Source organism: Streptomyces sp. NPDC049040 (assembly GCF_043197715.1).
GTDB lineage: Bacteria > Actinomycetota > Actinomycetes > Streptomycetales > Streptomycetaceae > Actinacidiphila.
In genome coordinates this window covers 348,514-361,222 of record NZ_JBICTO010000005.1, presented here as the reverse complement: position 1 = coordinate 361,222, position 12,709 = coordinate 348,514, and the positions used below count along the sequence as shown (strand labels likewise).

Below are 12,709 nucleotides of genomic sequence, written 5' to 3'. Positions count from 1 at the left end.
GCCAAGGGCGTCGCACGGCACTGATCAGTAAAGCCGGCATTCCCAGGGCTCGATGTCGCAGGCACCCGTGGCCGCGCGACGAGACCGCGCCCGGGAAGGTGGTGCGGTGGTTCGACGCTAGAGATCGAGTACCGCCCGCAGCGCCTGGTCGACGCGCACCATGACGGCCGGGCCGACCGGTCCCAGGCACTTGGCGTCCTCGAGCCGTGCGACGCGCAACTGCTGGAGGTTGACGGCAACCGCGGTGCACGGAAGCGGATCGTCGATCACCACGGACATGGCCGTGTCGGGGTAACGGCCCGAGGGGTGGAGCACGATCACCAGGACGGCGCCGTACGTGCCCTGAAGGCCGTCCAGCGACACCAGCAGAACATGGCGCCCGTCGGCAAGGGTCCAGATCTCCCCTCGCCTCACAGAGTGTCGCCCTCGCCGGCCAGGTCATCGCCGAGACCGAGAGCGGCAAGCTTCTGCCCCGCATCGAGCACGGCCTGGCGGCGCGCGGCGCGCACGATGTAGGCATTCAGACTCATGCCGGCCGCCTCGGCGCTGGCACGGATCGAAGGATCCAGGTCATCAGGAATGCGAAGCGTCATCACAGACATGCCACCATGGTAGCCACCACATTTCGGTTGCACCACCTGCCACCGCATTCCACACCGAAGGGCCGGACCGGGCGGCCTTACCTCTCGGGGCACCCGCGGGAAATACTGCGCCCCTCGATGCGTCAGGCCCAGCACCTCACCCTCCATGTTGTCGTCCCTGATCCTCCACAGAGGGACGCGAGCGTGGAGGTCCGACCGCTGGTCGACAGCGAGGACATCCTGGCCGAGGCGTTCGCAGAAGGCCCCGGCGAAGATCCCATAGGACGGTGTTGACCTGCCCGAGTTCTGGTCCGACGCCCGGGAGTACCAGGCAGAGGTAGAGCGAACTGGTGCGCGGATCGCGGAGAGCTGTGCCTACTGAGCGGCCAGACACCTGACTGCCGCATCCTGGACACCGCCACCCCACCGCCCGGGCCCGTCACAGGCCCGCACCCGACAGCCTGCTCCACCGCGCCCACCATCCCAGCGGCCAGCACTCCACCCGCGCACTCACGGGTCAGCCCCGCGATGTGCTGCGGGGACGGATCAGACCCGGCGGGGCATGGCTCAGACCAGTTCGGGCCGCGCCACCGGCCGTGGTTCCGGCGGCAGCTCCGCCCAGCGTTCCGGGTCCCAGCAGCTTGTGGTCCGCGCGTAGTGGAGGACCACAGAGGCCAGCGCCAGGATGAGAAGCGGTCCGAATGCCCACGGATGGGTGGCCATCTCCACCGGCAGGTAGCGGTAGGACACCAGCAGCGCGACGAAGACCGCCGCGCCGTGGGCGACCAGGTGCGAGGCCGAGCGGTCCCAACCGCGGTCGAGCGCGCGCATCGCCGCTTCGACGGTGAGTGCGAACACCGCGCCGGCGACGAGGTCAACACCGTAGTGGTAACCGAATCCCAGCGTCGCGGCGAGCGTGGCGACCAGCCAAAACGCGCCGGCGGCCCGCAGGGCCCGCGGGCCCTTCCGCGAGTGGATGAAGATCGTGGTCGCCCATGCCGTGTGCAGGCTGGGCATGCAGTTGCGCGGGGTGATCCCGTCGAACACCATCTGGTGCGGGGGTCTGATCGGCGTCGGCGTGTCCGGCCACAGATTGGCGATCGCCCATTGGCTGCCCTCGGCGCCGAAGGCGTAGACCGGGCCGACGACCGGGAAGATCATGTAGACGGCCGGCCCGAGCAGGCCGATGACCAGGAACGTACGCACGAGATGGTGGCCCGGAAAGCGGCGCTCCACCGCCACGTTGCGCAGCTGGTACAGCGCGACGAGGGCCGCTGCCAGCGGGAGCTGACCGTACACACCGTGCAGGAGATGGCCACCCACCGGATCGGTGGCCGCGACGACCCGACCCATCACCCACGACGGGTTGCCCAGCGCGTGATCGGCGGTGGCTATGTACTGGTCGAACACCATCGGGCGGGTCTTCGACGTGATGAGCAACCAGGTGTCGCCGGTCTTGTGGCCGGTCACCAGCAGCAGGCCGAGCCCGACACCCTTCAGCAACAGGGCCCGCTCCTGGCCGGCGCGGCGCGTGACGGCGAAGACCGCACAGCCCAGGATCACCCACAGGGCGCCGTTGCCGAAGTGCATATCGGCACCTATCGCCCACCGCACCAGGCAGAAGACGATGTCGACGCCGACCGCTGCGCCGACGGCGATGAACCGCTGCCGCCAGGTGAGCACCACCGTCATCAGCGCCAGCCCCGCGTACAGCAGCGGCCCTGAGGTCGGAGCGAACACCACCTCGCGTGCCTGGTTGGTGACCGGTCCACGCAGGCCGTAGTGGCGCGCGACGATCTCCAGCGAGACGAGGAAACCGAGGATCGCCACGCCTGCAATGCCCCACAGCACCGCCCCCGGCCGGCGCCATGCGGTGAACACTGCTCTGCTGCTCGTTCGTGAAAACGCCCGCGATGTCTTGGGTATCAATTTTGGTTGATTCGTCGGATATCGGCCGCACGGAACACTCTTCGTGCCGGATGGCACGCCTCCCCCCGGCGAAGGCCGGCCGAAGAAGGCGATCCCCGCGAGTTCGAACATGCTACCGGGAGCCGAACGGGGGATGGACGGGGGGCGGACACCCGGTCGATCGGTGCCCCGCGGGCTCAAAAACAGGACGTACGCCACGAACCCTGTGGGGCTCACAAACAGGAGCGATCCGCATGCGCTGGAAACCTTCGCCGAGAGAACCGGAAGCTCCCCGACCAACCGCCTGACCTCCGGGATCATGGTGAGCGATGGCCCTGTCCACGAGAAGTGGCACTGGTCCGGATCCCGGAATCTTTCGCTACTGTGAGTCACGTCCATTCGCCCCGGGCAGACCTCGACGTCGCCCGAAAATGAGCCGCCGTGGGGCGGTCGGGCTCAGAGTCCCGGGCGCGGAAGAAGGTGGCCTTGGACTCCGGGAGCTGTTGCGCCCCCAATCGCGGACGTCGCGACACTGTCGGTGACCTGGATGTCAAGATCGTGCGCGTTGCGGTGCAGGGCACCTCGGTCGGCACCGCCATCCGCGGTGCGGAGATCACGGCGGCTCGACGATCCGAGTGGAGTAGCTTTCCCGCCCACACCGGAGTTGAGGGAGCCAGCCGATGAAGTACACGACGACGCCCGACGGGACCCGCATCGCCTACCAGCTCCAAGGCCGAGGAACGCCACTGGTCCTGCTGGCGGGCCAGGCCAACAACCACCACTGGTGGGACCCGGTCCGCGCCGACTTCCACCCCGCCCGCAGCACACTCACCCTCGACTACCGCGGCACCGGCGACAGCGACAAGCCCGACACCCCCCACAGCACCGAGCTGTTCGCCCAGGACGTCATCGCCGTCCTCGACGACCTCCGCATCGAGCGGGCCGACATCTACGGCACCTCCATGGGCGGCCGTGTAGCCCAGCAACTCGCCGCCCGCCACCCCCACCGAGTCAGCGCCCTGATCCTCGGCTGCACCTCACCCGGCGGCCCGCACGGCATCGAACGCGACAAGAACGTCCGCCTGGCCCTGGCCCAGCCTCGACCCGAAGCGGCGAGACAAGCCCTGCTGGAGCTCATGTACACGCCCCGCTGGCTCGCCGACCACCGCGGCCCGTACCGCACCCTCGGTGACCCCCGCATGCCCGCCCACTCCCGACGCCGCCACCTCGCAGCCAGCAACCGCCACAACGCCTGGGACGTCCTGCCCGCCATCAGCGCCCCCACCCTGGTCCTCCACGGAACCGACGACCTGCTCAACCCCACCGCCAACGCTCCCCTGCTCGCCGGCCGCATCCCCGACGCCCGACTCCACCTGATCCCCCAAACCCGCCACGCCTACTTCGAGGAAGCCCGCGCCTACGCCAGCCCCCTCGTCCTGGACTTCCTCACCGCCACCTCGCACCAGCAGTAGAAACGCCAGATCCCCAGTCACAGCGCCGCCCTCATTGCGAGCACGGCGATACAGCCCCCTGCCACACGTGCCGACCGGGCCGCCGCGCCGGGCCGCCCTGACTTCTGCCTGCTCCCGATGGCAGCGTCGACGCCCGCCGATCCATGACCTCCCGACGCCTGGCAGCTGTCCGGGGGCGTCAGCACCCCTCCCGAGCCCCAAGGTCGTGGGGCGGAAGGGCCGCCTGTAGCGTCGAGTCGTGCTTCGCGTTCTGATCACCCGCCGATGGATCGTGCTGACGATGGTGTTCGTCGCACTGACACTGGTCATGTGCCGGCTGGGTCTGTGGCAATTCCACCGCTACCAGCAGACCAAGCAGAACGACCATCGGATCTCCGAGGCCATCCACTCGCCGGCAGTCCCCCTGGAGACACTGTCGCGCCCCGGCGCGCAGGTGCCGGAGTCGAACCGGTACCGGACGGTGACGCTGACCGGGAAATTCGACACCGCCCACCAGTTCGTGGTCCGCCGCCGCACCAATGCCAGTGGTGAGATCGGTTTCTTCCTGGTCACACCGATGGTCACCCCCGACGACAAGGCCGTCCTGGTCAACCGCGGCTGGGTCGCACCCGACGATGACGACGGCGCCGCGTTTCCCGCCCTGCCGAAGACCCCGCAAGGCACGCTCACGCTGACCGGACGCCTGCAGGTCGACGAGACGTCGAAACTCAGCGGCATCCGCAACGTCTCCGGACTCCCCCCACGGCAGTACATGCTCATCAGCAGCAAGGAACAGGCCAGCAGGCTCCCCGAACCCCTGCTCGGCGGCTACGTCGAACTCGTCGCGACGAAACCGGCACTCCCCTCGGCGGACCGCGCGCAACGCGTCGCCGGGCCCGACGACAACGGCCCGTCCACAACCGACGCCGCGATCGTCGGCAAAGGCGTACATCTGCCCTATGCCATCCAGTGGTGGCTCTTCGCCCTGATGCTCCCGATCGGCTGGATCGTCCTCCTCCGGCAAGACCACAAAGAACGGCAGAGAAAGCAGGACACGACCAGCGTCACCACACCCCCGACACAAACCGCGCCCACAGCTCAATAACGGCTGACACCCCAGACAAGCCCATCCCCGGCTCCCCAGGTGCCCTCCCTCTCGAGAAGTGAAGGCGCCGCTCAGGTGTCAGGATGCTCCGGCAGGGCGAGCCAGTCCGACCAGGAGATGTCGCGGCCGAGGAAGCGTGGCTGCGCGAACGGCCATTCGGCGGTGATCCACTGCGGCACCAGCGTGTCGAGGGCCTGCTCGACCTTGCCGCCCTCCAGTTCGTCCACCACCCACCAGGAGATCTCGCCGTCGGCGCCGGCCCTCTCCGGTGGGTCGATGTAGACGCAGCCGAGCAGAACTGTCTCCGCCGCATCGAACAGCGCGTAGTTGAAGGACTGGTGTGCGGCGATCTCCTTCTCGTGCCGCAACAGGTCGGCCTGGTCGGCCTCGTAAGTCATGGTGGCCGCGGGCCAGCCCCAGGCCGGGCCGAAGATGGTCCACAGCCGTTCGCGCGAACCCATCACAGCCCGATAATCGAGCGGGGCGTCCGCCTCCCGGATCGGCCGCAGGTGGTGACCACCACCCGGCAGCGGTACGAGAACGGGATGGACGAAGTCATCGGGAAGCCAGCTCATGGCGCCCGACCGTAGCAGTGCGCATCCATCGGCTCCCCTGGACTGTCGCCGTATGCCTGCGCTCTGGATCCGAGCCGACAGCCACGAGACGATCATGAATCGCGCACCCCTACAGCGACAACTCCCCGACGACCTGCCCCTGGAGCTCCTCCCCGGTCGGGCGGAACCCCAACTGCCGGTAGAACCCTGCCGGGCCGTCGTCGCCGGGCACCCACAGCACCGTCATCCGGCGTTGTCCTCTGCGGCGGGCCTCCGCGCCCACCGCCTCCACCGCAAAGCGTCCGTAGCCCTGCCCTTGCCGGCCCTCCGCGATGTTCAGCCGCCAGATGCCGCAGCGGAAGGCGTCCACCGGGCTCAGCGGATCGAAGCCGCCCATGACGAATCCCACCGGCTCGTCCCCGTCGAAAACCAGCCGCGGCCAGGCGGCCTCACCATGCGCATAAGCGTCAGCCAGGGACCTGACGACCGGCGCGACAAAGCGCTCCTGCTCGGCACCGACCTTCACCCCACACGCAGCATCGACGTTCTCCGGCGTGATCTTCTCCAACCGCAGCGATGACCTCATCCCCGCAGCCTATGGATCAACGCGTCTACCTCGACAGGGCGAACGCTGCTCGATGGGGCACTAGGCTCAGCCGGGTGATCTACGATCATTTTCCCCTGGCCGGCGGCTTCAAGGAGCTGGCGTACGGCAGGCAAGACGGGCCGTCGATCCGGGCTGCTGTGCGGCCGACCGCGTCAGAGCACGAAGCGGGTCTGGTCCAATACCTGCATGGTGGTGCGACTTTGGTTCTCTCGCCTTCGGCTGAGCCCGATGTGCTGAGCGAAACCGGCGAGTTCATCGGAGGGCTGCACCTGCTCACCGATGGCCAGTGGCTGTGGTATTCCGATCTGGCCCACTACGTGACGCGCTACCACGTGGAGCTTGACCTAGCTTTCGTCGAGCACGCGCGTAGTCACAACTGGACCGTTCCGCAGATCAGCGAGGAGCACCTCGAAACCATGGTGACGTTGCTCGTTGAGGAGGAGGTGGAGTCGGACTGACGTTGCCGCCCGGTCCTCGGTATCACACAGGGGTGAGGGTCAACGGGCGCGGTCCCGGCCGGGTAGCCGACCTTGCCCGAGTCAGGCGGCGGGCCATGAGCAGGTGTGCTGGGCTGAGGCCCGGTCCCGGCCCGCCGTCCGGCGCTGGGAACATCCGTGCGAGACCGCAGGCCGGCACGAGCACGCTGTGTGGTCGAGGCAGACGGTCCGAATCATGTCCGCGATGGGGGTCGCCGTCCGAGTCCAATCGCCTGAGATCCGGACGCGGGTGCGATGATGTGATGGTGGTGACGGTTGCCGAGTGGGCTCGGATTCGCAGCGGGCTGCGCTTCGGGCAGGTCTTCGAGGGAACCGTCGTGAAGGTTCCGCAACCCGGTGCGATCGGGATCTTCGTGGACATCGGTCTGGGCGTCGGAGGTTTCGTCGACGTCCTGTTGCTGCCGAGCCAGAGTGAGGACTGGCCGAGGGAAGGCGCCATCGGGGAGTTCGAGATCTGGTGGGCCGACAGCCGTCAGCAGATCCGCCTGAAGCCGTGCGATCCCCGCTGTCTGCGCGGCGACTTCGCAGACTTCGTTGAGCGCTTCCGTCCCGGTTGGCCGTCCGACGTCGGCCGTCCCGTTCGCGACCCGGGGCCTCCGTCCCTTGAAGAGTTGCGGGCCGCGCTTCGCTCTGATGGGCCATCGGCTACCTCACCACAGGGTCCGGTGACGTAGCCGGCTGTCCTGGTGAGACGTATCCGGCCGGCTTCCGCCCGCGCGGGTGCTACCCGGCTGTCATGTCGCCGCGGGACCGGATCAGGGGGCCTCGCGGACTGCGTAATCGGCGAGGGATGGTTCCAGCAGCGCGAAGACCTCCTCGGCCGCCTCGGGCAGGGCGTCTGCGAGTTGGCGGTTCGTGCGGCCCGCGATGACGAGGTCCAGGGCGTGCTGGAACAGAGTCCGGTGGGCCGCAGCGAGCAGGGCCGCGGCGGCCCGGGGGGCCAGGGAGCCTGCGCGTGCTCCGGTTGCGACGGCGAGGGCCTCGGCGAGGGCGTCCTCGCGCTGCTGATGGAGTTCGCGCAGGCGGGCGGCGAGAGTGGGGCTGTCGATGATCATCCGAGCGAACTCCGGTCCGGCGAAGCCCGCGAGGGCGTCCTGCCGGTCGACGGCCGCCAGATACTCGCGGCGCAGCCCGGCGAGCGCGGACTCGCCCTTCTCGCGGGAGTCCAGTGCGGCCGCCAGGCTGCCGCGGAAGGTCTCGTGGAAGTCGAGGGCCAGATCCTCCTTGCGCGGGAAGTAGTTGGTGACGGTCATCTTGGCCACCTGCGCCGCGGCGGCGATCTCGGCGATGGTCACCGCCTCGAAGCCGCGCTCCAGGAACAGCCGCGTCGCGGTGTCGGAGATGGCCTGGCGGGTCTGGTGCTTCTTCAGTTCGCGCAGTCCGGTTGCCATGTCACCCAGTCTAACTTAGGTCCAGCCAAATATTATCGTTGACCTCTTAATAGGTCTGACCTAACTTTGTGTCTGTCCGAGCGACACGACGGAACGGAACCGTGTGAACCTGCGCATCACCCCGGAACAGTCCATTGCCGTCCGCGAGCGGCTCGCCCAACTCGCCGACGGCATCCCCGAAGTACCTGCCGATGCCGGCCTCGTGCCCGCGTTCCCCGGCCCCGGCATCGCGTCCGGCGGCTGGCCGACGCCTCCGGCCGGACGCCCGGCGAGGCAGGCACGCTCCTCTACGTCCACGGCGGCGGGTTCTCCGATCGGCAGCCGGAAGCCGAAAGGGCACTGGCCCGCCACCTCTCCCGCGCCACCAACCGCCCCGTCCTCGGCGTCGACTACCGGCTCGCCCCGCAGCACCCGTACCCGGCAGCCGTGCACGACGTCGCCGCCGCCCACCGGGTACTGCTCGACCAGGGAGTGCCCGCCGAGCACATCGTCCACTTCGGTGAGTCGGCCGGCGCCACCCTGGTCCTCTCCGCCCTCCTCACCCTCAAGGCGGCCGGGGAGCCGCTGCCCGGTGCGGCCGTGCTGGTCTCTCCGCTCGCCGATCTGACCCTGTCCTCCCCCTCCCTGACGGACAACCGGGGCCGGGACACCGTCACCAGGCAGGGCCTGGAGCAGGCCTGCGCCCAGTCCCCCCTGCACGGCGACCTGTCCGACCTGCCGGCCCTGCTGATCGCCACGGGCGGCGCCGAGGCCCTCGCCGACGACGCCCGCCGCCTCGCCGCTGCCGCCCGGGTGGCAGGAACGGTTGCCGAACTCGACCTCTACGAGGACCTGCCGCACGTCTTCCACCTGGCTCTGCTGGCCGGCCCGACCGCCGCCACCGACACCTTCCTCCGCCGCCTGGCGGAGTGGACCGAAAGGAACGCCGCATGAACCTGCGCGTCACCCGAGTACAACCGCTCCGCCTGATGAGCGTCCACGCCCACCCCGACGACGAGTCCAGCAAGGGTGCGGCGACGCTCGCCAAATACGCCGCCGAGGGCGCCGAGGTGCTGGTGGTCACCTGCACCGGCGGCGAGCGCGGCACCGTGCTCAACCCCGCGATGGACCGCCCCGAGGTACGGGCCGACCTGCCCCGGATCCGCCGCGAGGAGATGTCCGCCGCTTGCGAAATCCTCGGCGTCCGACGGCAGTTCCTGGGTTTCACCGACTCCGGGCTTCCCCCCGAGGGCGAACCGCTGCCAGCAGGCTGCTTCGCCGCTGTTCCGCTGGAGGAGTCGACGGCGGCGCTGGTCGCGCTGGTCCGCGAGTTCCGCCCCCACGTGCTGCTCACCTACGACCGGACCGGGGGCTATCCGCATCCCGACCACATCCGCACCCACCAGGTGGCCGCTGCGGCCTACCAGGCGGCAGGAGACGTCGACCGCTTCCCGGAGGCGGGACCGGCCTGGCAACCGTCCAAGCTCTACTATCAAGGGGCGCTGTCCCGAGCCTGGTTCAAGGCCCTGCACGACGGTATGACCGCTCGCGGCATCCCCTCCGGCATGGACGAGGTGCTCGCCGAGTTCGGCGACGAAGGCACCGACGCGACCGCGGAGTTCACCACCCGGGTGCCGTGCGCGGAGTATTTCCCCACCCGCGACCGGGCGCTGCTGGCCCACGCCACCCAGATCGACCCGAACGCCGGCTTCATGCTCCACGACCGCGCGGTGGAGCGGGAGGTGTGGCCCACCGAGGACTACCACCTGGCCGACTCCCGGGTCCCGGTCTCCCTTCCGGAGAACGATCTGTTCGCAGGGGTGCGGCCCGAGCCGCCCAAAGTGCCGGTCTCCCGGGGCGGGGTGGCACCGGCGCCGGCGTGAACTGCGTCCTGCCGATTCGGCGGTGAACGCCGGCGCTGGTTTCCGTGGCCTGCTCGAAAAGCACGGAGTCGACTCCTACCACGTCGCACCCGGCTGCGCCCCGCACAACGACACCGACTCCTGGGCGACCGTCTACGACGGCACCTCGGCCCGCCCCGGGGCACCGTGGATCCGGCGGCGGTGGACGATCACGATGCGCCGTGTGAGATCCGGCCCCGTGGGTGGTGTCTGCCCTGACACGCGGAGGTCCTCTCAGCCGCGGCGGCGCCGACCGTGCCGGCTCGGCGGGTCACACGATCGTCGGGTTGCCGACTCGGGTGTGGTTGCTGCGCAGGTGGGCGGGTACGGCCCACCACTGGTCGGGGCGGTCCACCACCGGGGCGTCGGATCCGATTCCGGTAAACCGGCCGAGGCGGAGCAGGTAGGCCGCGATCCCTGCCGCGCCCTGCATCCATGCAGTTCCCGGCGGCAGAAGTGGCGGATCCTGCCGGTGTTCCAGGAAGCGCCAGCGGACGCCCGACGCGTCGGCGATCGCGCGCCGCACCAACGCGTCGCCCATCGTCAGGGCCGCCTGCTCCAGGATCTCCCGCCGCTCGGGATCCGGGCAGTCCTGGGCCGCGTCCAGCAGGACGTCCCCGACCCCCGCCGTGCCACAGCAGCGGCCGTCGTTGTCCCAGAAACCGGGACGCAGGCGTTCCGGCACGCCCGAGGTGAGGATCGAGGTGAGGCAGCGCTGCCGCAGTTCTCCGACGTCGAGGCCCGCCACCTCGGTGACCCCTGCGTGCGCCAACGCCGTGAAGAGGTGCGAGGTACCCGCCGGACCGTGGCACCAGGTGTACGTCACCGGGTCCACCTCCCGGCGGGACGGCGGGATGGTGTGCGGGACGATGAAGCCGTCGTCCGCCAACGAGCCGACTGCCAGGACGTGTCGGGCGCCCTGCACCGCGGCATCGACGAAGTCCTGCCGGCCCAGTGCCGCACCGGCCACAGCCAGGGCCGCTGCAACCCCCGCGGTGCCGTGCGAGTAGTTCGGCGCCCGCCCCTGCGTCCGCGGCCCAATCGGCCAGTCGAGCCCATCAGGTGTACGGTCCCCCGCCCGCAGCAGCGCTTCGCCGCCCGCCGTGGTGATCGACTCGCTGAAACCGTCCCCCGCCCAGACCGCCGTCAACACCACACCGGCCGTCCCCATGACCACGTCGTTCAGCGGCGCGTCGGAGTCCGCCTCGAACGCGAGGGTGCTCCTCCACCCGTCCCGGTGCGCCAGTTCGGCGAGCCGCCGCAAGGGTTTCGTCTCCTCCCCCGGCGCGAGCATCCTCAACGCCATCGCATAGCCCGCGAGGCCGTCGTAGAGCGACGGTTCCATCCCGCCCGCCGATCGCGCGGTCAGCCTGGCCACGATCCCTGTCGCCAGGGCCTGTTCCCGCGCGTCCCACTCCCGGTACTGCGCGATCTCGGCGAGCACGGGTGCCAGACCGGCGATCCCGGCGTAGAGCGAGTCGCGATCCGCCGCCGGCTCGAGCACACCGTCGCCGTCACCGTCGGGCACGGTCTCCGGCAGCCACGGACCGTCGTCGTCGCGCAACTGGTCCAGCACCCAGGCCCACGCGGCCTCGCCCGTTTCCCGATACGCGTAGTTCCTCGCCATCGTTTCAGGCTACAAGCCGCCCGACCCACCAGCCTCAGCCACGGACGCGTGCCTCCGTCGAAGGCTTCCGGCCCCCGGGCGCTGTCCTTCCGGCTGTCAGGACCGTGCGCCTACCGCTGGATGAAACGGTTCGTGACCAGTGCAGAGTCGCGGTGCCCGTATTCGACATGGCCGGCGCCGGTGGTGACGGGCGCCCCGTCCTCTTGCGGCGGCGCGCGGGGCCCGAACGAGCGTGGCATCCGGGCAATTGCGGATTGGTTGATCTATCTTCCGCGCTTATGCGAGAAAGTGCGGGAATCAGTCGTCGGTCGGTACTCAAGGCCCTCCCCGCCGGCCTCGCAGCGACGCCCGGCGGGGCCCGGTCCCCGATGTCCGCTTCACCGAGATCGCCGTCCCTGGCTACGGCCCTGTCACCACGCGCACCTACAACGGAGCGATCCCGGGGCCGACCCTGCGCGTGCGCGGCGGCCACACTCACGATCACCGGGGACCGCGGCAACCTGCCCCTGCATCAGATCACCCAGGACGGGGTCACCTTCCCCAGGCCGGTCAGCGGCCCGGAGGTGGAGCTGGCGATGGGCAACCGCGCGGACGTCCTGGTCCGGGGCGGCACGCCGGGCCCTTACGCGCTGCGGGCGGCCGCGGTGGCGGGGCCGTCGAACCCGGCGTCTTCAACGTCTCGACCCGCCCGTCTGGCACGACACCATCGGCCTGGCCGACGGAGTACCGGCCCGATCCGTCACCTTCCTGGTCAGGTACGAGGGCTTCACGGGCCGTACCGTCGTCCATTGCCACCAGCTCCGCCACGAGGACCCCGGCATGATGCAGACCGTCGAATACGTCCCCGACCGAACCCGCTGAGCGGGCCCCCCGGGGCATTCGCCCGCAGAGGCCGGGCCCGAACTGTCCTTCGCGGCGACGCTGATGCCCTGCCCCAGCGCGAAGGGAACGAGGTGGGTTCTCGTGCGGGTTCGACCGCCACCTGGTCTCGAAAGCGCCAGCGGTGGCCGGTCGTCACGGTGCTCCTCGATGTGATGAATCGGCGGAGCGTCCTGTGTCACAACGCCCGCCTCTCGATCCGAGACGCCAGGGTGGTCCGTACCCGTAT

Annotated in this window: 14 protein-coding genes; 7 read left to right on the top strand and 7 right to left on the bottom strand. The window is 69.7% G+C overall.

Translation table 11 applies throughout. From position 1 onward, the window contains the following. Positions 1-117: 117 nt before the first annotated feature. The 3 genes from ACGFMP_RS17285 to ACGFMP_RS17275 form a co-directional block, all read right to left on the bottom strand. Positions 118-414 (bottom strand): hypothetical protein, encoded by a 297-nt coding sequence (locus tag ACGFMP_RS17285; RefSeq protein WP_393673231.1) that lies wholly within the window; start codon positions 412-414, stop codon positions 118-120. Beyond that, positions 411-602 carry a toxin-antitoxin system HicB family antitoxin gene (locus tag ACGFMP_RS17280; protein WP_393673230.1) on the bottom strand — a complete coding sequence of 64 codons (192 nt, stop codon included), beginning with the start codon at positions 600-602 and terminating at the stop codon, positions 411-413. The genes ACGFMP_RS17285 and ACGFMP_RS17280 overlap by 4 nt, the downstream gene beginning before the upstream one ends. 546 nt (positions 603-1,148) lie before the next feature. Next, the gene (locus ACGFMP_RS17275) at positions 1,149-2,462 is read right to left on the bottom strand and encodes a phosphatase PAP2 family protein (protein ID WP_393673228.1); all 1,314 of its coding nucleotides are present in this window, start codon (positions 2,460-2,462) and stop codon (positions 1,149-1,151) included. Positions 2,463-3,169: 707 nt separating this feature from the next. On the opposite strand from ACGFMP_RS17275, the gene ACGFMP_RS17270 reads away from it, so the two are divergent. Then, positions 3,170-3,961: an alpha/beta fold hydrolase gene (locus ACGFMP_RS17270; protein ID WP_393673227.1), complete on the top strand. Its 792-nt coding sequence runs from the start codon at positions 3,170-3,172 to the stop codon at positions 3,959-3,961. A 238-nt stretch (positions 3,962-4,199) separates the two neighbouring features. Beyond that, entirely contained in the window at positions 4,200-5,045 is an 846-nt protein-coding gene (locus ACGFMP_RS17265) for an SURF1 family protein (protein ID WP_393673225.1), read from the top strand. Between the two features lie 71 nt (positions 5,046-5,116). Here the strand turns inward: ACGFMP_RS17265 and ACGFMP_RS17260 are convergent, their stop codons facing one another. Both ACGFMP_RS17260 and ACGFMP_RS17255 read right to left on the bottom strand, forming a co-directional pair. After that, positions 5,117-5,620 (bottom strand): GNAT family N-acetyltransferase, encoded by a 504-nt coding sequence (locus ACGFMP_RS17260; RefSeq protein ID WP_393673224.1) that lies wholly within the window; start codon positions 5,618-5,620, stop codon positions 5,117-5,119. A 109-nt stretch (positions 5,621-5,729) separates the two neighbouring features. Beyond that, a complete protein-coding gene (locus ACGFMP_RS17255) occupies positions 5,730-6,185 on the bottom strand; it encodes a GNAT family N-acetyltransferase (protein WP_393673223.1) in 456 nt (151 codons plus the stop codon). A gap of 74 nt (positions 6,186-6,259) precedes the next feature. Between ACGFMP_RS17255 and ACGFMP_RS17250 the strand changes: the two genes are divergently transcribed. Beyond that, positions 6,260-6,664 (top strand): hypothetical protein, encoded by a 405-nt coding sequence (locus ACGFMP_RS17250; protein WP_393673222.1) that lies wholly within the window; start codon positions 6,260-6,262, stop codon positions 6,662-6,664. 281 nt (positions 6,665-6,945) lie between these two features. Then, positions 6,946-7,377, top strand: a complete 432-nt coding sequence (locus ACGFMP_RS17245; RefSeq protein ID WP_393673221.1) for a hypothetical protein — start codon at positions 6,946-6,948, stop codon at positions 7,375-7,377. A gap of 81 nt (positions 7,378-7,458) precedes the next feature. Here the strand turns inward: ACGFMP_RS17245 and ACGFMP_RS17240 are convergent, their stop codons facing one another. Further along, the gene (locus ACGFMP_RS17240) at positions 7,459-8,094 is read right to left on the bottom strand and encodes a TetR/AcrR family transcriptional regulator (RefSeq protein WP_393673220.1); all 636 of its coding nucleotides are present in this window, start codon (positions 8,092-8,094) and stop codon (positions 7,459-7,461) included. Between the two features lie 66 nt (positions 8,095-8,160). Between ACGFMP_RS17240 and ACGFMP_RS17235 the strand changes: the two genes are divergently transcribed. Both ACGFMP_RS17235 and mca read left to right on the top strand, forming a co-directional pair. Next, positions 8,161-9,027 (top strand): alpha/beta hydrolase fold domain-containing protein, encoded by an 867-nt coding sequence (locus ACGFMP_RS17235; RefSeq protein ID WP_393673219.1) that lies wholly within the window; start codon positions 8,161-8,163, stop codon positions 9,025-9,027. Further along, positions 9,024-9,956 (top strand): mycothiol conjugate amidase Mca, encoded by a 933-nt coding sequence (mca, locus tag ACGFMP_RS17230; RefSeq protein WP_393673217.1) that lies wholly within the window; start codon positions 9,024-9,026, stop codon positions 9,954-9,956. The genes ACGFMP_RS17235 and mca overlap by 4 nt, the downstream gene beginning before the upstream one ends. 289 nt (positions 9,957-10,245) lie before the next feature. Here mca and ACGFMP_RS17225 read toward each other — a convergent pair whose 3' ends face one another. Then, on the bottom strand, positions 10,246-11,601 hold the full coding sequence (locus tag ACGFMP_RS17225) for a lanthionine synthetase LanC family protein (RefSeq protein WP_393673216.1): 1,356 nt from the start codon (positions 11,599-11,601) through the stop codon (positions 10,246-10,248). 120 nt (positions 11,602-11,721) lie between these two features. On the opposite strand from ACGFMP_RS17225, the gene ACGFMP_RS17220 reads away from it, so the two are divergent. Continuing rightward, on the top strand, positions 11,722-12,462 hold the full coding sequence (locus tag ACGFMP_RS17220; RefSeq protein ID WP_393673214.1) for a multicopper oxidase domain-containing protein: 741 nt from the start codon (positions 11,722-11,724) through the stop codon (positions 12,460-12,462). Positions 12,463-12,709: the final 247 nt, after the last annotated feature.

Excerpts from the sequence above, each read along its gene's own strand:
- ACGFMP_RS17280 (WP_393673230.1), bottom strand. The coding sequence starts at position 602 with ATGTCTGTGATGACGCTTCGCATTCCTGATGACCTGGATCCTTCGATC.
- ACGFMP_RS17270 (WP_393673227.1), top strand. The coding sequence starts at position 3,170 with ATGAAGTACACGACGACGCCCGACGGGACCCGCATCGCCTACCAGCTC.
- ACGFMP_RS17260 (WP_393673224.1), bottom strand. The coding sequence starts at position 5,620 with ATGAGCTGGCTTCCCGATGACTTCGTCCATCCCGTTCTCGTACCGCTG.
- ACGFMP_RS17255 (WP_393673223.1), bottom strand. The coding sequence starts at position 6,185 with ATGAGGTCATCGCTGCGGTTGGAGAAGATCACGCCGGAGAACGTCGAT.
- ACGFMP_RS17245 (WP_393673221.1), top strand. The coding sequence starts at position 6,946 with ATGGTGGTGACGGTTGCCGAGTGGGCTCGGATTCGCAGCGGGCTGCGC.
- ACGFMP_RS17240 (WP_393673220.1), bottom strand. The coding sequence starts at position 8,094 with ATGGCAACCGGACTGCGCGAACTGAAGAAGCACCAGACCCGCCAGGCC.
- mca (WP_393673217.1), top strand. The coding sequence starts at position 9,024 with ATGAACCTGCGCGTCACCCGAGTACAACCGCTCCGCCTGATGAGCGTC.
- ACGFMP_RS17225 (WP_393673216.1), bottom strand. The coding sequence starts at position 11,601 with ATGGCGAGGAACTACGCGTATCGGGAAACGGGCGAGGCCGCGTGGGCC.
- ACGFMP_RS17220 (WP_393673214.1), top strand. The coding sequence starts at position 11,722 with ATGAAACGGTTCGTGACCAGTGCAGAGTCGCGGTGCCCGTATTCGACA.